At 46.9% G+C, this 21,228-nt stretch carries 17 protein-coding genes and 1 pseudogene; 4 read left to right on the plus strand and 14 right to left on the minus strand.

The window, feature by feature from the left end; all coding sequences use genetic code 11:
* Nucleotide 1: 1 nt before the first annotated feature.
* Nucleotides 2–421: a Na+/H+ antiporter subunit B gene (locus tag ACJJIT_RS02335; RefSeq protein ID WP_444882734.1), complete on the minus strand. Its 420-nt coding sequence runs from the start codon at nt 419–421 to the stop codon at nt 2–4.
* Nucleotides 418–2,703, minus strand: coding sequence for a hydrogen gas-evolving membrane-bound hydrogenase subunit E (mbhE, locus tag ACJJIT_RS02340; RefSeq protein ID WP_444899845.1), 2,286 nt, complete (start codon nt 2,701–2,703; stop codon nt 418–420). The genes ACJJIT_RS02335 and mbhE overlap by 4 nt, the downstream gene beginning before the upstream one ends.
* 508 nt (nt 2,704–3,211) lie before the next feature.
* Here mbhE and ACJJIT_RS02345 point away from each other — a divergent pair.
* Nucleotides 3,212–4,354 (plus strand): flavohemoglobin expression-modulating QEGLA motif protein, encoded by a 1,143-nt coding sequence (locus tag ACJJIT_RS02345; protein WP_444899846.1) that lies wholly within the window; start codon nt 3,212–3,214, stop codon nt 4,352–4,354.
* Between the two features lie 24 nt (nt 4,355–4,378).
* Here the strand turns inward: ACJJIT_RS02345 and ACJJIT_RS02350 are convergent, their stop codons facing one another.
* The 8 genes from ACJJIT_RS02350 to ACJJIT_RS02385 all read right to left on the minus strand — a co-directional run bounded on the left by ACJJIT_RS02350 (nt 4,379) and on the right by ACJJIT_RS02385 (nt 13,551).
* The gene (locus ACJJIT_RS02350) at nt 4,379–5,074 is read right to left on the minus strand and encodes a pirin family protein (protein WP_444899847.1); all 696 of its coding nucleotides are present in this window, start codon (nt 5,072–5,074) and stop codon (nt 4,379–4,381) included.
* Between the two features lie 230 nt (nt 5,075–5,304).
* The gene (locus ACJJIT_RS02355) at nt 5,305–6,201 is read right to left on the minus strand and encodes a LysR family transcriptional regulator (protein ID WP_444899848.1); all 897 of its coding nucleotides are present in this window, start codon (nt 6,199–6,201) and stop codon (nt 5,305–5,307) included.
* A gap of 611 nt (nt 6,202–6,812) precedes the next feature.
* Nucleotides 6,813–7,784, minus strand: coding sequence for a glutathione S-transferase family protein (locus tag ACJJIT_RS02360; RefSeq protein WP_444899849.1), 972 nt, complete (start codon nt 7,782–7,784; stop codon nt 6,813–6,815).
* A 78-nt stretch (nt 7,785–7,862) separates the two neighbouring features.
* Nucleotides 7,863–8,294, minus strand: coding sequence for a DoxX family protein (locus ACJJIT_RS02365; protein ID WP_444899850.1), 432 nt, complete (start codon nt 8,292–8,294; stop codon nt 7,863–7,865).
* A 161-nt stretch (nt 8,295–8,455) separates the two neighbouring features.
* Nucleotides 8,456–9,193, minus strand: coding sequence for an OmpW/AlkL family protein (locus ACJJIT_RS02370; protein WP_444899851.1), 738 nt, complete (start codon nt 9,191–9,193; stop codon nt 8,456–8,458).
* 290 nt (nt 9,194–9,483) lie between these two features.
* The gene (locus ACJJIT_RS02375; RefSeq protein ID WP_444899852.1) at nt 9,484–12,504 is read right to left on the minus strand and encodes a DUF2339 domain-containing protein; all 3,021 of its coding nucleotides are present in this window, start codon (nt 12,502–12,504) and stop codon (nt 9,484–9,486) included.
* A gap of 83 nt (nt 12,505–12,587) precedes the next feature.
* Nucleotides 12,588–13,142: a DUF4166 domain-containing protein gene (locus tag ACJJIT_RS02380; RefSeq protein ID WP_444899853.1), complete on the minus strand. Its 555-nt coding sequence runs from the start codon at nt 13,140–13,142 to the stop codon at nt 12,588–12,590.
* 49 nt (nt 13,143–13,191) lie between these two features.
* Nucleotides 13,192–13,551: a hypothetical protein gene (locus ACJJIT_RS02385; RefSeq protein WP_444899854.1), complete on the minus strand. Its 360-nt coding sequence runs from the start codon at nt 13,549–13,551 to the stop codon at nt 13,192–13,194.
* A 337-nt stretch (nt 13,552–13,888) separates the two neighbouring features.
* Between ACJJIT_RS02385 and ACJJIT_RS02390 the strand changes: the two genes are divergently transcribed.
* On the plus strand, nt 13,889–14,290 hold the full coding sequence (locus ACJJIT_RS02390; protein ID WP_444882722.1) for a thioredoxin domain-containing protein: 402 nt from the start codon (nt 13,889–13,891) through the stop codon (nt 14,288–14,290).
* A complete protein-coding gene (locus tag ACJJIT_RS02395; RefSeq protein WP_444899855.1) occupies nt 14,283–14,984 on the plus strand; it encodes a cytochrome c biogenesis CcdA family protein in 702 nt (233 codons plus the stop codon). Before ACJJIT_RS02390 ends, ACJJIT_RS02395 begins: the two co-directional genes overlap by 8 nt.
* 183 nt (nt 14,985–15,167) lie before the next feature.
* On the opposite strand, the gene ACJJIT_RS02400 is transcribed toward ACJJIT_RS02395, so the two are convergent.
* Nucleotides 15,168–16,292 (minus strand): alkene reductase, encoded by a 1,125-nt coding sequence (locus ACJJIT_RS02400; protein ID WP_444899856.1) that lies wholly within the window; start codon nt 16,290–16,292, stop codon nt 15,168–15,170.
* A gap of 36 nt (nt 16,293–16,328) precedes the next feature.
* The gene (locus ACJJIT_RS02405; protein WP_444899857.1) at nt 16,329–17,819 is read right to left on the minus strand and encodes an aldehyde dehydrogenase family protein; all 1,491 of its coding nucleotides are present in this window, start codon (nt 17,817–17,819) and stop codon (nt 16,329–16,331) included.
* Nucleotides 17,820–17,961: 142 nt separating this feature from the next.
* Between ACJJIT_RS02405 and ACJJIT_RS02410 the strand changes: the two genes are divergently transcribed.
* Nucleotides 17,962–18,852 (plus strand): LysR family transcriptional regulator, encoded by an 891-nt coding sequence (locus ACJJIT_RS02410; RefSeq protein WP_444899858.1) that lies wholly within the window; start codon nt 17,962–17,964, stop codon nt 18,850–18,852.
* A 126-nt stretch (nt 18,853–18,978) separates the two neighbouring features.
* On the opposite strand, the gene ACJJIT_RS02415 is transcribed toward ACJJIT_RS02410, so the two are convergent.
* Nucleotides 18,979–20,502, minus strand: coding sequence for a hypothetical protein (locus ACJJIT_RS02415; RefSeq protein WP_444900938.1), 1,524 nt, complete (start codon nt 20,500–20,502; stop codon nt 18,979–18,981).
* 369 nt (nt 20,503–20,871) lie between these two features.
* Nucleotides 20,872–21,153: pseudogene (locus ACJJIT_RS02420) on the minus strand (winged helix-turn-helix domain-containing protein); the annotation flags it as partial.
* Between the last annotated feature and the right edge of the window lie 75 nt (nt 21,154–21,228).

Genomic DNA, 21,228 nt, shown 5'->3' on the forward strand with positions numbered 1-21,228 from the left:
CTTAGTTGGACTCCTCCAGGGCAAAAATCAGGGTCAGCACAGCGCCGAGCACTGCGAAATAAACCCCGATATCAAAAATCAGTACATTGCTAATAGTGATTCCGCCAGTATTTTTACCACCGGTAATCTGCAGCCACTGTCCTGAGAATGGCGCTTCACCAGAAAAAAGGCCCAGCATTCCGGAAACTGCGGCGATGAGTACACCGCTCGAAGCCAAAGTGCTCGGGGGAATCTTTAGGGCACTCTGTGCGGACTCCATACCCCAAGCGATGGCAAATAAGGCAAATGCGGAGGCGGCGATCAAGCCAGCAATAAATCCTCCTCCTGGATAATTGTGCCCACGCAGTAACATATAGATAGAGAACAATAGAATCAGAGCTACCAGTACTCGGGTTGCGGTTTGAAGTATCAGTGAATTCATTGCTTACCTCGCCGCAATTGATGGCCGAGTAGGGTGACTGCAGCCACAGCCGCAGTGAAGACCACAATAATTTCTCCAAATGTGTCCAGTGCTCGAAAGTCCACCAAAATGACGTTGACGATATTGCGGCCATGGGCTTCCGGAACCGATGCTTTTTCAAAAAACTCGGTGGTTGGGCTCTCCAGAGGTGTCTGTAGTACCGCAAGTAAGCTGAAGGTGACCAGTAGACCTAAAACCGCGCCGAGGGTGGCATCTCGTGGGCGGAACAATACCTTTCGACCGGGATTAAATACTGGTAGGCGCGGCAGGATTGCCGCAACCAATACCAGGTAAAGGGTTTCCACTAGCAGCTGGGTGATCGCCACATCCGGTGCGCCAAGAAATAAGTAGATCAGGGCAATTCCCACTCCTAGGGCTCCCAGGGCACAGATGGCAATAAGTGGCTTGCGCGCCGAGCCCGCCATATAGGCCCCTCCCACGGTCAATAACAGGGCGGCCCATTCCTTTAGGTTGAGGCGTGGCCAAGCGTATTCCATAGGAAATTGTCCACTGCGTATCAGGGCATAAGCGAGGGCCAGGGACACAGTGACAAAAATTACTGTTAGGTAACGCCGCATAATACCGTTTTGTAGTATACGGGTTTGTAGTGCGGCAAAGGCTTTGAGTAAATCCAGAGATTTATCCCACAACTGATCGGCATTGGTGGGCGCATATTTGAAATCCCAGGCCAACCAAGCACGCATGCGTCGTAAGCCCAGATACATGGTGACTCCTAAAACAAAAGTGAGAATACTCATCAGCAGGGGAATATTAATGCCGTGCCATAACTTAAGCTTGATGGTCTCTGGGATTCCCAGAACTGCGCTCAGTGCCGGTTCTACCAAGCCGCCACCAACAAGATCTGGCGCCATACCGAAAGTAAGGCCCAAGCCACTCAAAATTAACGGGCTAATCCACATGCCCAGTGGTGCTTCTTGAACATTGGATATATGTTGCGGCTTTTTTTTCCAGAACGGTTTGATCGCCACCATTCCCGCTACGGTTACCGTGACGGCATTGACAAAAACCGCCACTGTGGCAACCAGCGCCGGTTCTGAGGCCACTGCTAAAGCGCCTTCATATTTAAGCTCTTTGCCGATAAATCCTAAAAAAGGTGGAAACCCGGCCATGGAGAGAGCCGCCGCTGAAGCCGCAATCACAGTAATATGCATTGAGTGGCCGAGTCCGCCCAGTTTGTTGAGATTGCGTGTGCCGGCCTGTTTGTCGATAATGCCCACCACCATAAACAGTGCCGCTTTGTAAAAAGAGTGCACGATAAGAAAGGTAATGGCAGCGGCCACAGCAGCCGAGGCATCGGAGCCCAGGAACATGGTCAGGGTACCTAGCGCAATCAGGGTGGTATACGCCAGGGCCAACTTCAGATCGGTTTGTCGCAGCGCCGCCAAGGCTGCAACCGCTGCCGTAGCGGCACCCGTACAGGTCAAAATCCATTCCCAATACTCGGTATGTGCTAACACTGGATGCATACGCGCGAGCAAGTAAATACCAGCTTTTACCATGGTGGCTGAGTGAAGATAGGCACTTACTGGAGTAGGGGCGGCCATAGCATTGGGCAGCCAGAAATGAAAGGGCAGCTGTGCAGACTTACAAAAGGCGCCTATTAATATCAGTATTAAGATCGGTAAATAAAGAGGGCTTGCTCGTACAGTTTCACCGGTAGCCAATACCTGGACTAAATCGAAACTCTCTGCCAGAGAGGCGAGTAGTAGTAACCCAACGAGTAGGCACAACCCACCTAGTGTGGTGACCAGCAAGGCTTGTAAAGCAGAGCGACGTGCAATGGCGCTGGTGTTGTTATAGCTAATTAGTAGATAGCTGGAAATGGTTGTTATTTCCCAAAAAACAAATAGGGTAATTAAGTCTCCCGCCAGAACCAAACCCAGCATCCCCACCATAAAAAGGTAGAGGTAAAAGTAAAATCGGCGCAAATCGATGTCGCCGCGCATATAAGCGGCAGCATAGATGGTAACAAAAATTCCAATGCCACTAATTAATAGGGCAAAAAGGAAGCTCAGGCCATCGACATAAAAACGCAGGTCAATTCCCAGTGCTTCAACCCAGGTAACGCCAAAGGAGAATTCCTTACCGGCTGAAATATCCGGCATATGCACCATTAAGATAATGGTGAAAATAGTCGGAAGCACAGGTGAGAGTAGGGATATCCATCTCCCTGGCGTAGCCTGATCGATTTTGCGACCTTCCGTGTCGCCCACTGCGCCCATCAATACATCCCCGATTGCCTCGATCTATTTTAGGAGGGAATTGGCAATAGAGCTGGCGCGGAATCTTAGTATCGAGATTATTATGTTGCTGTCGATTGGAATACTGTTCAATTAATACGAATCGAATTGAATGGAAATTACGACTAGCTACCTCTATATATACTTTTTAGGAGTGTTTTTGCCAAAAGTAATTGTCAATCAGCTAGTTGGAAATAATTCTTATTAGAATCGCTTAAAAACCTGGATAGGGTAACCGTCAATTACAGAATCTGAGGTATTTAGGGGCTCAAGCTAAATATCTTGGTGAGTGTCGGTTTGTTCGACTAAGAAATTTATCTTACTTAGAGTCAGATGTTCTTCTGAGGGTATGAATTTGCGCCATATTGCATAAATAGAAGTAGGATAATAATTTGATGGTAGAATACCTGTTATTTAGAGGCTTCCTGGGTAGTTGAGCAAGATAAGAATTTCACTAATTTCATAAATAATATGCTTAACGGATGCAACTATGGGTCGGTCACTTAACGAACATCCTGAGCTAAAGATCCTAGATCAAGATTTATTCGAGTTGGTGCGTGGGGTGGAAATTCTTGCGGCAATTGAGCCAAGAAATTTTCGTGCGATGAAAGAAGATTTTTTCTCGAAGAAGTTTTCCATTAATCCTCAGTTTGTATACCGTGAACAAAAAATGGACATATTTCAGCGCAAACGGCTGCTTTATGCCCTTCCAGTAGAATCCCTGCCAGATGAGGATCTGACTCAGCTATATAGCGATATCATCGAATCTTATGTCGATAAATTGGATCAGTTTCACTCTGTGGGAACGGATGATTTTGTTTATAACTCCTTGCGTTACTTTGGAGAGCCCACAGATAAGGATGTAAATAATGCCAATTTTATTCTGCACTTGCCTGATGATTTGGAATCTAGTGATGATCGGTTTCTGAATGCTAATGAGATGATGAAGTATCTCAGTGACTTCGCTAATAGACAGGGCTATAGCTACGATATTCGCATCGACGATCATATGATTGCCAATGCTTTGGTGGCTGGTAGTACGATTAAAATCAACTCCCATGCCAATATTTCGGAGACTGAGGTCTCTGCGTTGGCTCACCATGAGCTGGGGGTTCACCTGGTCACCACTCTTAACGCCCGTAGCCAGACGCTAAAAATTCTAGAGTTGGGTTGCCCGGTCAATACAACTACTCAGGAAGGCTTGGCAATTCTGTGTGAGTTCCTGGCTGGATACCTCACTCTGCCAAGACTAAAAGTATTGGCCTTGCGGGTGGTTGCGGTGCAATCCATGTTACAAGAGAGGGATTTTAAACGTACTTTTATCCTGCTCAAAGAAAAATATCAGGTGGAGGAAAATCTGGCCTTTACGATTACTACGAGAGTCTATCGAGGTGGCGGCTTCACCAAGGATTATCTTTATCTACAAGGTTTTCATCAGATGTTAAATGCCATGGAAAACTGTAAGGATTTTAATAACCTAATGACCGGTAAGGTATCAGTGGAATGTCTGCCTCTTGTTTCTCGGTTGATTGATAAAGGCTATCTGCATGCACCACATTTTATCAGCCCTGCGATAAAAGAACCGCAGCCTATTGATCCCGTTAAGCGGTTTATTGCCCATGCGATTAAATAATTTTTTAGAGAATCTTACCTAGATTCAGTTGGCTGGTAGGTCAAACCACAGGGCCGTGATGCTATTCTTTATCGCTTTCAGTTGTACTTGTTTCTTGAATAAACCCAGGCCGTCCCCTGAGGCCAGTATAGATTTATTATTTACACTGGCCTCACCTTCAATGACATGTAAGTAGCCGGGCCGCTCACGGGTTTGTATTGTAATGCTTTCTCCGGTATTTAATTGCAAACGGTATAGACTGGTATCCTGATGTATGGAGAGTGTGTTTCCGCTTCCATCGGGGGTGATAAGCGCAGTCAGCTTATCCCGTTGTGGGATTGACTGCTGTTCGTAACTGGGTTTTATGCCTCGGCGATTCGGTTCAATCCAGATTTGCAGAAATTTAAGCTGCTCCGTTTGTGAGTGGTTGTATTCCGAGTGAGTGATGCCGGTTCCCGCACTCATCCTCTGAATCTCTCCAGCTGATACGACCAAACGATTACCCTCACTGTCTCTATGTTCAATCGCACCCTGCAAAATGTAGGATATAATCTCCATATCCCGATGGCCATGAGTATCAAATCCTGCACCAGGTATAACAGTGTCATCATTGATAACACGCAGTACAGAAAACCCCATATGATTAGGGTCGTAATAATGCCCAAAAGAAAAGCTATGTCTACTGTCTAGCCAGCCAAAACGGGCTCTACCACGTGTTTGTGAGGGTCTGTAATAATACATAGCCTGATCCCTATTAATAAGATTGGTTGTGATGATAGGGCTATGATAGATAATGGTTACGAAAACAAATATTGGATAAAAACGGACAAGTAATTCGCCTTAATCGAATGAATGGCCTCCAACTTAACATTCGTCTATCCCATCTTCCCATGCTAAAAAAGAGAAAGCGATAAAGAAATATGGATCTATGGAGAAGAAAGGAAGCAGGAAAAAATGAAGAATAAGCACTATTACTCAGAGGCTGGCATCTCCAGGGTTAGTAGGCGCAGTTCTCCAATAAATTCCCGAGCCACAGGTCCAAGCTTATCCTGGTCTTTGAAGTTTATATAAAAACTGGTGGAACGTGTCCCACCTTTTTTTAAGCGAAGCAGCTTCAGAGTCCCATCATTGAGTGAGTCAGCCACCAGTGGCATAGGCAGCCAGGCGAACCCCATGCCCTGGGTGATTAAATCTAGAGATGCACGCAAACTACCTACTTTCCAGCGTTGCTCTGCTCCCAGCCAGCCGGAATCCCGGTTTGTTTGAATCGCCGAATCCCGCACAATAATCTGCCGATAGGATTTTAGATCTTCAAATGTCAACTCACGGTCAAACTGGAGTAGTGGATGTGCATTGTGAGCCACGGCCACAAATTTGATACGGCAGATTTCATCGTTGAGGCTGTCATCCATGGTAAAGGCCGAAAGGCCCAGGTCTACGAGTCCTTCCTGAATTAATTCGTTGGTACCGGATAAAACAGTATCCACAATATCAATATTGACCTGAGGGTAGATTCCAGACACTTTCTCTAAGGCCTGGAAGACTACCTTCTGTGGAAAGGCTCCATCTACCGCAATGCGTAACTCCGATTCCACCCCTTCACTCAGGCTATCTGCAATAGCCTCAATACGAGATACCTCTTCCAGTAGGAACTTGCCACGACGCAGCATTAATCGACCAGCTTCAGTAAGTACTACCTTACGCCCCGATACTTCAAATAGCTTAACACCGAGTGACGCTTCCAAGTTCGTTACCGCATGGTGAATACTGGATTGGCTCTTGTGAACCACCGAGGCTGCCTGATTAAAACCGCCAGCATCTACAACGGCCTTGAACATCCGCCATTGCTCAAGGGTGGTCTTTTGCATGAATTTTCCCTCTTCTAAGAGCCATTTCAGAAAGGATACATTATTTCTTGATTTTACAGAATGATAGTGAAAATTATTGGTGGTACTCCTGTGAAGCTTTGAAAGTAATTGTTTCTCCGGCTTGGTAAGGCGCTATGGAAGGGGAAAAATGTCGGTATCTCCTTGTGTTGTATCTTTACACTTGTTGTCCAGGGGAGGAGATAATGAGCGAATTAGCGGTTTTGTTTTTGAATACATCAAAGCCAGTCGGATGAAAAGCAAGATAAGCTCTGAATTGAGTCTGGTATTGCTCATGCCTCTTTTGAAATAGATACAGAGAAAAATATGAATACGCTTCTATTGATATTGAAAAGGTTTGTTGCTTTACCGTAATGGTCTTGGCTAAATCTCAACGTCTTATATTCTCTGGCATATTAATCTTTGTATTCCGTACATGGAAAATCTCGAAATTAGCTTGCTCAGTAATTAACTCTGTGAGTTGTAAACTATTGTGACGTGGTTTATCTGCAAACAGACTCACGCTTTAAGACCCCAAAGTAAAAAGGAGGCCGCGTTGCGGCCACTGTAAGGATATGTGGATAAGTGTGCAGTAACGGCTTTTTGGGCTAGGCTTAACTCCGATTGTGAGGGTTGGTGTAATCGATATCCGGTCCCACTGGAATTATCTGAGTTGGATTGATCATTGTGTGACTAAAGTAGTAATGCCGCTTGATATGGTGAAAGTTCACGGTCTCTGCAACTCCGGGCCACTGATATAGTTCGCGCACATAATTGCTGAGGTTAGGGTAATCCTCAAGGCGTTGACGATTACACTTGAAGTGTCCGTGATAGACTGAATCAAAGCGTATAAGGGTAGTAAATAACCGCCAGTCGGCCTCAGTGATTTTTTCTCCTACTAGATAGCGTTGTTGGCCTAAAATATTCTCTACCCGATCCAGGGCATCAAATAAATTTGTATAGGCTTCTTCATAAGCTTCCTGAGTTGTGGCAAAACCGCTTCGGTATACGCCGTTGTTGATATTTTCATATACTAGTTCATTAATGGTATCAATTTCCGTTTGTTTTTCCTCAGGGAAAAAGTTCTGCGTATCCCCGCTAATTTCATTAAATGCTTGATTAAACATACGGATAATTTCTGAAGATTCATTGCTGACAATAGAATTTTGCAGCTTATCCCAAAGTACTGGCACAGTAACGCGACCAGTGTAATCAGCTTTATTACGTGTATATAACTGGTGTAGGAACTGATAACCAAACAGCGAGTCACCGCTGCTGCCCTCATCGGTATTAAAACTCCAACCATGTTCAAGCATGTCCGGGCTGACTATAGAAACACTGATGTGCTCCTCCAGTTTTTTTAACTTTCGGAAAATTAAGGTGCGATGTGCCCAGGGGCAAGCCAGCGATACATATAAATGGTAACGCCCGGATTCCGCCTTAAAGCCACCTATACCGCTAGGACCTGCGCTGCCATCAGGGGTAATCCAATTGCGCAGTTGAGCAGCCTCTCGCTTAAAAGACCCACTGGAATCTTTGGTGTCATACCACTGGTCTTTCCATTGGCCGTTGACTAATAATCCCATGTTTCTCTCCTGAATCAGTATTCGTGCTAATCGGCCCTGAGGTAGCCAGGGCGAGATAAAAGTATGTTGGCTAAATTATCAAATGGTATTTTTACGCTTATCGATGCTTAAGTGCCCGGCGCCATGAGCGGCCAGTACCAGGAAGCCGCCAGCCATAGCCATGTTTTTAAAGAACATCAAAAATTGCATCTGATCGGCTAAGTTATGGTGATACAAGGCCGCGGTTAGCAGGCTGAATGCCGCAAATGCCAGGGCGGCAAGGCGAACATGGAAGCCGACGATCAATGCCAGGGCTCCGCCAATCTCAAATAAGATTACCAGTGGCAGAAGGAATTCTGGCAGGCCGCCCATAGCCAAGTACTGGGCGCTGCCCTCATAGTTCTGAAGCTTATTCACTCCCGCTAGTATAAAGATTGATGCTAGGCCGATACGCCCACTGAGGTCGGCGATGTCTGCAAACAGATTCGAGTTTGTACTTGTCTGGGCTGTGGATAAAGTAGAAGTGGTCATAGGGATGCTCCTCAAATGTGAATAAGTGGATAACACTGGGTTTTGGCTAAGTAGTCGATGTCTTTAAGGAGCAGTTTAGTGATATTTAATAGAATGAAAATTGGTATAAATAGGCTTATTCATTCTGATAAATAGAATGATGGGGCGGTGTGCTGAGTACCTCAGAAGTGGTAGCCGATACCCAGGGAGTAAACAAATGGGTCTATATCCACATTCACCCGAATGTGAGAGCTATCATCAGTTCCAGAGCGAAAATGGATCTTTGCCTTGGTATCAATATCCAGATACCAAATAGCCGCGTTAAACAACCAGCGGCTCTCCCTGCCAAAGGCGACATCTATACCAACCTCCCCGGCAAGTCCCCAAGAGTTGTCCAGCTTGAGTCTTGCCCGTGATTCGGCTCCGAGAACTGTCTCAAAGTAGTTCTGGGCTACACGGTTGATATGCTCGCTGAAAAAATGGGTGTAATTTACTCCAACACCAATATATGGCTGCACCCAGGATTCTGTGCATACCGGATACCACTGCAACGTAAGGGTAGGAGGCAGGTGTTTGATATCCCCCAGGCGAACCCTGCCCAGAGGTTCCCCGGTATTTGGGTCTGGCAGGCCACTCACCTTAAGGTCGTGTTTGAATGGCAGTGCAGCCAAAAGCTCCAGCCCCCAGTGATCGGCGAATAACCAGGTGCCTGTAAAGCTCACGGAGTAACCAGTATCCACGTAAACTCGTGTATCAGGCAGTATGGTGCCATTTAGACGCAGATTGTCGGAATCGTCGTTGGGAGCTACTGCAGCAGCGCCAACACGAATTATAAAGTCTCCTTTTTTATACTCTGCCAAAGCTTGGCTACTAAAGAGTAAGGCGGCAAAAAGCGTTATTGCCAACTGAAGCCGTTTCATTTCTTGCTTCCCTGCGCATTTTATCGAAATGGAGTTACGCATTCAGTGTAGTTGGTCGGCAAATTGGCGGTTAGGGTAACGCGTTCTTTGATGTGATAAGACGTCTTTAGCAGGAATATATAGATGGGATCTGTGCCAAGCCTTTGTAAGTATTGCTTCAAAAGATAGAGCATATGGAGTTCTTGTATAACCCCACACAAATCATAACTAATTTAACAACTGTAAATAGTAATGGGCCTAAAAAGGCCCATTACATTTTTGAGATAAGCTGATCAGTATTTTTGGTATTTTCAATTTCTGGGGGTCAGAAATTTCTGATACTGGAATGCAGCCCCCAGCATGCACAGCCCCACCAACATACAGACCACAATCTTTTGTATCAGGGAAAAGTCCTGCATATCCCACAGTACAATTTTTAGTGCAGCAATGCCGAACAACATGAGTGAGAGCTTCAGTAACTTTTTGGTATCAGGTTTTAGGGTTTGGAATAGTAGCAGTGTTGCATGCACCACTAAGGCAAATGATATTGCCGGTAGCCACATGGTTTCCAGCACTTGGGCCAGCAGCGCAATATAAGCTGGGATGGCTGTAAGGTGTAGCACCCACAGGTTAAACAGCCTTCGACCGGGCCATACGGCTCTATTGGCGAAAAAGCGCTGATAAACCAACAGTGAAGCGATTCCCAGGGCCACCAGGTTATACAGTCCCAACACTGGCGCCTTGGTGGAATTGGCAATGACTGCTGCAACTTGCAACAAGGTAATAAACTCAAACAGGCGCAGACTTAGCATATAAAGCGGGGTCAACTGGTTGCGCAGCGGCGCTAGTTGAGGTTTAAAAATATACAGACCGGCGAAGTACAGCTGGCATAGTAAAAGTGCCAGTGCCAAGTCACGGCTTAGCGCGTAGCTAATAATAAGTAGCGTTGCCGCGAGATAGTAAAAGGCCAATGGAAAGAGTGGCTTAAGTGCCCGATGCAGGGCCAACCGCCAATCCTGGCCGACTGGCTTCCGCCGCAATCCCTGGCCGATCCACAACAGTGCCGCCATTGATACCAGCCCCAACAGCAACCCACTCAAGGCAAACCCTTGCCAGTTGGCGAACTCCTGCAGAGCACAACTGATTATTGCTACAAAGCCTGCGCCTGCGATCAATATGCGCAGTTCCTGTTTTAATATCTCCAGTTTCAGGCGTGTATAAAGTGCCAGGGCGATAGCGCCAGACAGCCAAACAGCGATGGGGAAGTAGTCGTTGGCCTTATAAAGTACTGTTGGTAGGAAAAATATTGGCACCAGAGCGTAAAACAGCTTGCGCAAATTGAGTGCCAGAGAGAAGCCAGTGGATTGCATACCCAGATGTTTATACAGAGCTGCAATCATCCACAAGCTAAGGAAGGCCTCTACACTAGCGATCTTTCCGTAAGGTATTTGATCGTAGAAATGCAAGTTACCCACAATCGATGCACTCGCGAGTAGTGGGATAAACAGCAGTAAGTAATGGCTGAGTCCAAACCATTCACTAAATGCTGAGCCAGTGCGCTTGCCGTGCCAGATTAAAAAGCCCATCGGTAGCAAGGCAAGCAGCCACATACCCTGGGGCCAGAGGATGCCAACAGATAGCAGAAAGCTTGCGGATAAAAACACCACAAAAGCGTTATCTGCGAAAGAGGTTAAATGGTGCTCTCTAGGAGTAATCCGATCTGCGCAGTGCTGCAACAGTCGGGCTAATGCGAAGGCAGCCGCACAGAGCGCCAACCAGTTACCCCAACCAGCATCTGCGCTTAATGACAGCAACATTGGTGCGGGAACAACTCCGCCAGCTACCCAGTTCAGAGCTTGCCACAGCATGGTAACGCCAGCTGCAGATAGGGCGATGTAACCCTCGCTTCTTACACTGATAAAACCAAAACGGGCACCGAGAAAAATCAGCAACAATCCCTCTAGGCACCAGACAATCCCCAATAAAGCGGGACTGCACAACGCAAGGATTGCCAAGCCTGCCAGTAATCCACCGTGTAGTAGAGACATATTCTGTACAACACGGGCGGAAATGCTGGTGGCGTTGTAGCCAAACAGCCAGCGTGAATAAATGGCCAGAGCCATCCAGGGTAGAAGGTTCAGCAGCCACACAATGCCCAGTGCGTTACTGTTGGGTGCCAGCGACCAGCTGATGTGGATAAACAGCACCAGGTTTGCGGCAATAATAATCAGGCGTTTCCGTTCCAGCCCCCTGGACTCTATCAATTCAGCGCTTAGTCCTCGCAGAGCGTAATGGGCAAAACCATAAAAGAAGCCGTGTAGTATTAGTAATGGCCCCCAGGTAGATGTAGCCTCATCCAGATTTGAGACGGAAAACTCCAGCATGCCTGCGCTCAGTACCATGGTTACGATCGCAAGCTGTGGCCAGCGTATTTGCCTGGACAAATGCAGCATCGCCAGGGCGAGAGCCAATAAATAGCTGAGATAAACAAGTGCGGAAGGATCAAAATGATTCGCCACCAAAGGCATGGTGGCGCCGCCCAGCAGGGTCACCATAGACACCACGCGTGTCTCAAACAATAGGGCCAGTAAGTAAGAGAGCCCTGTTGTCGCCACCAACAGGCCGACCCCAACAGCAATAGGTACTAATTGATAGTAGGACCCGGCAAAGTACCCGCAGAGGTAGAGAAGAATCACCCCAAGCGCTATCAGCCCAGAGCCGTAGTCCGCCATATGGGGCATACGCCGGCTGAAAGTCACACCGCCAATAGTTGTGGCTGCTGCGACAACAAAGCCCAGGGTAACCTTGCCAGCCGGGCCCAAATAGTTATTGAAAGAGAACTGCAGCAAGTATGCGAAGCCAAAGACCAGTGCCAGTATGCCGGCAGCGGTCATAAAGAATACCGGGGCCTTACCCTGGCGCTGGTAATGGCGATAAAAGTTTGCAAGGGGCTCCCACACGCGACTCAGTGGTTCCAGAGCTGGTGCCACTAGGCTTGCTAATCCCTCCTGCAACCAGGGTGTGACTACTGATACTTTTCTGTTTTCTTGTGGAATTGATTTGGATTCAGCAGACGCGGTTGTAAGGGGTATGTTTGCTGGCTGGGTTGGCTCAATGGTTTGCCGGGACTCAGAGGGGGAGCCCATAAGTAGGGCTAAATCATCCTCTAACCCAGTAGTGTTTTCTAACAAGGCATCTTTGTTTTCTGTATTGCCTCGATTGAGTTGTGCCTCAAGGGCGGAGAGTCGCCTTTCGAAGGTCTCCAGCCGACGCCGGTTGTCACGTTCCAGAAGGGCTAGTTCAGCCCGGAGCGACAGCAGTTCACTTTCCATAACTTGCTCTTATCGTTTTGGTCGAGACTATCCCGTGACTGTTCTTACAACAAGTGTCTAGTTAATTGCACGGGCTTAATCGATCATTTTTCTATCGCCTTCTTTAATGTACCTGAGTAGCCAAAGATAAGGCCCAGCACCGGCAAGGAGATTTCTACTTCAAATTGGTAGAGCCCATTCACAACGGCTTTTCCAGCGGAAACCCTTGGCCTGAATATTGTTGGAATAGGAATACGAAAAAGTGATACCGATTGCTGTAGCCATTGCCAGTTGCCCCCCTCTGTTGAGACCCCTAGCTGTATTTTGACAGGGCCAGTGGATTCCACCCAGTAACCACCTTGTTGGTAGGTCTTTACTGGCTGGAACTCTGAGGTAACAGTATGGGTTCTAGCAAAAGTGCGGGACCAAGTCAGTTTTTCTGGGGAGTGATGGATGTCTACAGAAAAAGGCACTTTGCCAGCTGTCGTTGGAGCCCCTAGCTTGTGCGCCATTCGCCGACCAATCCAGCCGGCGACGCCGGAACCAAAACGGATATCCACCTCCCCATACAGCTTGGCACCTTGCGTATGCAGGTGCTGCAAAAGTGGATTCAATTCACTAAAACTAGGCCCAAACCAGTTGATGACAGCAGTATTCACTGGTTAATACTTAAAGAAATCACTAGAACTCTTTTGTTTTCTGCAGTGTTCAAGCCTTAGGGCGAACTACAGCTCGCATTGCGCAGTAAATGGTTTTATCACCATCCTTAACCAGCACTTCAGAAGACTCAGAAATCACCTGGGATACAACGAGGTCTGAAACACTAACCACCTCCATTAGCTCTTCCTTGCAGCCTGCAATATTGGCGGCATTAGAAATGGCAGAATCGTAACTGGTTTTGTGGGAGAAACCTCTCTCTTCCTCACCGCGGCGGCTGCGTTGAATACTTTGATAAGCCTCTTTGCCCGCATCCACGGTATCGCCAATAACACGGCCGGGTTTGACTTCGAGTTGCATACAGGAAGTGGTGGCAAGAGTAATGGCTATAAGGGCAAAAAGTTTGTTCATTTTTCGATCTGAATCCATTTGACATTGAAAACTGACGTAGAGTTTTGAGACACGCTTGTTACGGTCGCAAAAATTACCCGCGGGATCTTATAGGGATATTGTCAGCAATCAAGTGACTTAGTGGGTAGATAGGCCCAACAGATGGTTAAGAACAGCCAGTCAATAAGTGAAGCCTGAGATTTGTCACAGTTCTCAGATTTTCCGGAACAGGTGAGGTTGCTTATATTTAAAGCTACCGGGTGTAAGAAATTTACTAGCTAGTACGACAAATCTAGGTAAGCAGCCAAACTTGCCTATTTATTGAAATTTTCAACCCTTCACTTGGGATATTATTAGCATGAAAGTATTTCACCGCACCCTGTTCTTAGCTATCTTACTGCTCTCTATGCCTTTCGCATCAGCCGGAGAGCCCTTCTCCGAAGAGCGCTTCAAAGAGCTGCAAGCTGCCAAGCAACCCGTATTGATTGATGTGCGGGCAGACTGGTGCCCTACCTGCAAGAAGCAGGGCATAATTCTTGCGCAGTTCCAGAAAGATAACCCCCAGTGTGGCCTCACAATCCTTAATGTGAATTTCGACAAGCAAAAAGAGTGGGTAAAGCATTTCCGTGCGCCCAGGCAGTCAACTCTGCTGCTCTATCGTGGGGACAAGCAAGTATGGTTCAGTGTTGCTGAAACACGCGCTGATGTTATTCGCCAGAATATCTTTAACTCAGTTAAGGCCTGCGGCGAAAATGCTTGAAGTCAGCGCCATCCCCCTGGCCTTGATTGCGGGCACACTTAGTATTCTCTCCCCCTGTGTTTGGCCACTGGTGCCAATGGTGGTTGGCGCCTCCAGTAGTGCTGGGCGCTGGGGGCCTTATGCGCTCGCCGTAGGGCTCAGCTTGTCATTTGCCCTGGCTGGAACTGTACTCAGTTTCCTGCTGGTTTCTTTAGGGCTGGACCCAGAGCTATTTCGCTATATTGCTGCAATCCTGCTTGTGGCCGTTGCCCTTATTCTACTGATCAAACCCCTTTCCGACTGGGTGACTCTGCGTTTGTCGAAAGTTACCGCAGGGGCGAGCATTACTAGTGATGGCGCCTGGGCCGGACAGTTTGGTATCGGCTTTCTCACAGGAATTATCTGGTTGCCCTGCGTAGGTCCCACGCTAGGTGCAGCAATCGCGCTTGCTTCCATGGGCCAGCAACTAGGCCAGTCATTTATGGTGATGTTTTCTTTTGGGCTTGGTACCGGCGCTGCGCTACTGGTGGCAGGCGGGCTATCACGGAAAATTTATAGCCGCTTATCACCATCAGTTGGTGCTTTTGCTGTTGGTGGCAAAGTAGCACTTGGTGCCATACTTTTGTTGCTTGGGATTATGGTGTTGAGTGGCTTTGATAAAGTCCTGGAAACCTGGGCTCTGAACTGGATTCCTGAGTGGACTTTTAGTTTTTAATAATCATCTCAAAATAAATCACTATTTAGTCGAGGTGTCCAAAGCGACTAATAGTTATTTTAGTGTCTAGAAAAACACTGAAAATTACCTCAGGAATCCAAGAAGTTTTACGAGTAAGTTTAAAGCCCCAGTAACCTTCAATTACTGGGGCTTTTTTATGTCCTGTTAAGGAACTGTTAAAAATTATGGCTGGTAAGAAGGGTAATCGGTATAGCCTTCATCGGTACCGCCATACATGGTTTCCGGGTCAACCTTATTAAGAGGCCAATCATTGCGAATACGTGTGGGAAGGTCCGGATTGGCAATGAAAGGGCGGCCAAAACCAAAGATATCTCCGTTACCCGCCTGCAGCACCCGCAAAGCCTTCTCTGGGGAATACTTGCCGGCATACATGATGCGCCCGCCAAAGATCTCTCGTACTTCCTGGTAGAAATTCTCAGGTAAATCCGGTGCATTATCCCAATCCGCTTCTGCTAAAGATAGGTAAGCAATTCCCGCCTCGTTCAATAGTTTGATAGCTTCGATATAGGTTGTGTGTGGGTCACTCTCCACCAGGCCAAGATAAACACGGTCCTCATCGGTACTTTCAAACAGCGGAGCAAATCGAACGCCGAGACGATCATTACCTACCTCTGCTGATACCGCTGCAACAATCTCTTTGAGGAAACGCAGTCGGTTCTCCAGGCTACCGCCATACTCGTCATCGCGTTGGTTGGTATGCTCAGAAATAAACTGGTTTACAAGATAACCATTGGCACAATGCAGCTCAACACCGTCGAAGCCTGCTTCCAAAGCATTGCGTGCTGCCTGGGCATAGAGCTGCACCAGTTCTTTAACTTCTTCTGTTGTCAGCGCGCGAGGATCACTGGGTTCAGCCAAAGCACCTTGCCCTGGCCCTGTCTCAATAAATACCTTTACCGCATCTGCTCGGATTGCAGACGGCGCAACGGGAGCCCCTCCACCCGGCTGCAGTGATGTGTGGGATACACGCCCCACATGCCAAAGCTGGGCAAAAATAATACCGCCTTGATCGTGTACGGCTTTGGTCACTTTTTTCCAGCCTTCGATCTGGTCCTGTGAATAAATTCCGGGAGTCCAGGCATAGCCCTGACCCCGGGGCTCAATTTGCGTGCCCTCTGTAACCATAAAGCCGGCACCGGCACGCTGAACGTAGTAGTTGGCCATTAAGTCATTAGCGATGTTGCCAGGCTGTGAACTACGCGATCGGGTAAGCGGCGGCAGCACAATACGGTTTTTCAGGGTGTAAGGGCCCAGGTTGATTTCACTGAACAGTGCTTCGTTTTTCATAACTACTTTCCTGCTAAAAGCTTATTGCAGTGAGGTTTAAAAAAGACCGTAGGGCTTTTCATTAAGGCTGATGAAGATATTCTTCTTCTGGGTATAGGCATCGATCATCGACTTATGGGTTTCGCGCCCGATACCGGATTTCTTGTAACCGCCGAACGGTGCATGGGCAGGGAGTTCGTGGTAGGTATTCACCCACATGCGGCCAGTTTCTACCGCTCGTGCAACGCGCAGTGCACGGTTGATATCCTGGGTCCATACAGCACCTGCCAAGCCGTAATCGGATTGGTTGGCCATCGCTATAACTTCCTCCTCAGAGGAGAAAGGAATCACTACCACAACTGGGCCAAAGATTTCTTCCTGTGCGACTTTCATAGCGTTGTCGGCATGGGTAATTATTGTAGGTTCAATGTAAAAACCCTTTTCCAATCCCGGTTTTTGTAGCCGCTTACCGCCGGTAAGGATCTTCGCACCTTCTTCTTTGGCAATATCTATGTAGCCAAGAATACGGTTCATTTGCGCTTCACTGATCTGGCTGCCCATCTGTGTATTAGGGTCCATCGGATCGCCGACATTTACAGATTCAAACTTGGCTTTTAATTCAGTGGTAAAACGGTCGAAGATAGTTTCGTGGACAAAAAGGCGGGCACCAGATTCACAGACTTGTCCCTGGTTCAGCAGGATAGAAAGGGCTCCGCCTTCCAGTGCTTTTTCCCAGTTTGTGTCGGGGAATACGATATTGGCCGACTTGCCACCCAGCTCCAATGTAGCTGGCACCAATTTATCAGCCGCAGCTTTGGCCACGTTATAGCCGATGCCGGTAGACCCGGTGAAGGCCAGCTTCGCGACTTTAGGGTGATCCAGTAAAGCCTGGCCCGCTTCTGGGCCTACGCCGGTGACAACGTTCACTACACCATCTGGTAATACTTCCTTGAAAATCTTGGTCAGCTCCAGCAGGGTGGACGAAGTCATCTCGGATGGCTTAATCACTACGGTGTTACCGGTTGCGATAGCGGGTGCTATCTTCCAGGCAGCCATCAGCAGAGGGTAGTTCCATGGGATTACCTGACCGACTACACCCATTGGCTCGCTGAATACCAAGCTCATGGTTTGATCATCAATCATCACCGCTTCGTCGCTGTGAGAGCGGATAACCCCTGCAAAGTAGCGAAAGTGGTCTATGGCCAGTGGGATATCAATATTTGAAGTTTCGCGAATTGGCTTGCCGGTTTCCAATGCCTCAAGGTGGGCGAAAAATGCTTTCTTTTCTGCAAGCATGTCTGCAATTTTGAGCAGTGCATCCTGTCGTTCAATAGCGGAAGTAAGTTTCCAGGTGGGGAACGCCTTTTCTGCCGCAATGACAGCAGCATCGACATCACTTGAATCGGCCAATGGTATGCGAGTCAGTAATTCGCCTGTAGCAGGATTGAGGCTGTCCATCGTACGCCCCGAGTTGCTATTAACCCATTCACCACCAATAAATAATTTATAAGATTCCTGAGGAGCAAAGCGCTTAGTGGGTCGGCTCATATCTATCTCCAGATAATTAGAAGAGTAACTACTTGGGCTATTAAATAGCCCCAGCCAGATGTGGCTGTGCCTTACGATGGTGGGAATAATAGATAGGCAAAGATACAATTAGAAACAACTACTCTTTGTCCTGGTTACAAATATGAATGGTATAAGTCGGTTAGACCTGAAACAGCTACGTATATTGGAAGCGCTACTGCAAGAGAGAAACCTATCGCGGGTAGCGGAAAAGGTAGGGTTAACCCAGCAAGCAATCAGTGAACAGCTGCGTAAGTTGAGGGAAGTATTTGATGACCGTCTGTTCATTAGGCAAGGCAACGGCATGGTGCCCACTCCTATTGCCGAACAACTGGGCGGCAGGATCAGCAGCATTTTAAAGGATATAGAGTCACTGCTGACCCCAATAGCTTTTGACCCGGCAACCTATAAGGGGGTTTTTAGCATTAGCGCCACAGACTATGCGATTCAATCGGTACTACCCCAACTACTAGAGGTTGTCCGTAAATCTGCCCCAGAGCTTAAAGTTATCGTCAGGGATTTTGAAACAGATAACCTAAATCAATTAATGGTTGCCGGCGAGATCGATCTAGCGCTCACTTTCCCTGATTTCATCCCGGATGACCTGCCTTACAAGCTGTTATTTGAAGAGCAACATGTTTGTATTGCAGGAAAAAAATCTCCTCTAAAGGGCAGGTCATTGACTTTGGCTGACGTAGCCGAGCTTCCACAATTGATTATTTCGCCTTCTCGCCCGAACTTGAGAGGGTCTCACGATGAATGGTTTGCTATGCAAGGACTAAAGCGCAATATCGTAATGTCAGTACCTTGCTTTTCAGCCGCACCAGATATTATTGCTGCCACCGACACAATTGCTTTTTACCCCTCAAGATTGCTGCCTAATAAGAAAGTGATTCCTCTTAATTTGGATACACAAACCCCAAAATTCGAAGTCATTGCAGCATGGCATAGCCGATCAAATCACAGCCAGCTCCATATGTGGGTAGTTGATCAGCTTATGAAATTATTTACGTAGCTATGTAGTTCTTTAATTGAGCTTTAGCAATATTAAAGTCCGTATCATATCGTGATGGAATAGTAAGATGGTTTCTAGGAAACCATCTTATTTTTTTAGAAATAAAAAGAGTGTATTGTCGTAATGCTATTGCCGTAAGAAAAGCTCAGCCACTTCCTTTTTAGCGGCAACAACATAGGTAATCATCAGGTTCTCTTGATTAACATCGGTCAAGTAATCGATATCCCTATGCATTTCCTTCAAAATGGAAAAGTTATCGGTGTCGAGATTGTATGACCACAGCTGATCGTTTTGATTGATTGAGTAAATCACATTATCTTCGATAACAAATTTCTTTTCGCTACCTTGATCAACCAGCTTCTCAATAAGCTGGTCTTCCGCGGCGCCAGGTTGCCAGAAGCGATTCATATGATCTATATAGATCAACCGGCCATCTTTAGCTCTTTGGGCCCAGCTAACTGGTTTTTCATTGATAAACCTGGGCTCAAGGCTATCCAAGTTGACTTCTGAAAATTTTGTAATCCCTTTAATCGTCAAGGATAATAACGCTGAATTATCGATACTGTCCCACTGGAAGAGCTGATCAACAGGCGCATTCAGTGGCAAGCTCTCTACACGGCCATCCAAGAAAATTTTATTGAGCTTGTTATTGGCATTTACCAGGATACTTTGTCCATCGGCAGACCAATGGATACCGTCGATATTGGTATCGATTGGAAACTGAGATACCTGCCGTAAATCACTACCATCAGTCACCCACACCTGGTCTTCACCAGAGCGCCTGGAGGTAAACGCAATCAAGTTGCCATTGGGTTGGAAAATCCCGTCATCCTCCCCGGAAATCGACCGTGTGGCGCTTGGGTAAATTGTGCTGACATCTTCTTCTGAAGGTGTGGTGTTAGCCCCAGCTAGGTTTAGCGGTATCGAGGCAATATCACTATCGTATTGCCCTTTAATAACCAGTGCTCTATGTCCACCTGGATGAAAGTCTGGAGAGCTGGCGGATTGGTCCAGGGGTAACTGAATTTTACTGACCTTGCCATCATAAGTGAGAGAGAAGAGTCTTCGCCCTGTACTAAAGATTAGCTCATCCTCTCTCGGTGAAAAGTTAGGGGAAATGGCTCTGTGTTCAGATATTTCATCTGGATAGTCAATCGGATGGCTGGTTAAAAGCGCCCCCTTAGAATCCAGCATATCGATATAAAGCTGGCCATCTTGATGATAGCTTGTGACGGCTATTAAATCGTCATTGATTGAATAATCAAAGTGGGCTAGGTTTCCCTCTTCCAGATCATAAAGGACTCGACTGGTATTATCCCTGACTGAATAGTTGATCAAGCGCCAACGGTTAGTCTCTTTATGCAAAATAGCGAGATCATTGTTATTTAACCATACGGGATTCTTAATGGCCGAGTTCCTACAGCGCATTAAAATATTTGGCTGCTGTGGGCTTGCTAATGCCTTTTGGAAGTCCAGGCTTATCAGGTTGTAACAGGTATTCTGGGTTAGCGGTATGGTACAGTCTTCTTCGGAAATAAATACCAGTTTCTTGCCATCCGGTGATAATGTATGGCGGCCATAAGTGCCCCATTCGGGAGTTAATTCCGTTTCCTGCTGGGTATGTATATTCCTGGCCCAGATTTTATTCACACAGAGCTTATCTAAATAGCGGTTAAATATAATATATTCACCATCAGGCGAATATGAGGGGCCAAACTCTTTGTGATCCGTAGCCGTTACTGCCTGTAATCGATCAAATATAAGCTGAGCGTTTTGCTTGGGTGAAGAGTAATTAAATCCAAAAAATATCAATAATACCATCCCGATTAGCGCAAATATTGGGAATCTATTTGGTTTAACTGACTGGATTTGATAATCCGGATTGCTTGGTTGTATATCTATTACAGGCTCAGGGAGTGCAGGGGGAGCAGGAGAGAGGGCGTCTTCTTCCGGTGCTATCTTATCCTGTGGAATAGAATCACCATCTTGCCAAACAATATCACATTCCAGGCTATAACCCTGTTTGGCATGAGTTCTAATATAAGACTGTTGCTTTCGGTCCTCGCCCAAGGCTTTTCTAAGTTGCGCAATACTTCTTTGCAGCGTATTTGGTGTGACTATTGTATCGGGCCAGACCTTAGATAGTAGCTCATCCTGGCTCACTACCTTTCGCTGATGCTTTGCCAAGTGGGTTAAGACAGCAAGGGCTTTTGGGGGGATAGTTTGTGATTGCTCATGTCGGGTGATCTGGTTTCTGGATAAATCAATAAAGAAGTCACCCACCCAATATTGTGAAGCCATTGATGTATCTACCTGAGCAAAATTTGAGCTGAATTTTTGCCATCGATACTAGCATAAACCCTGATTACAGCTAAA

The sequence above is a fragment of the Microbulbifer mixtoriginis (SeqCode) genome, assembly GCF_052467515.1.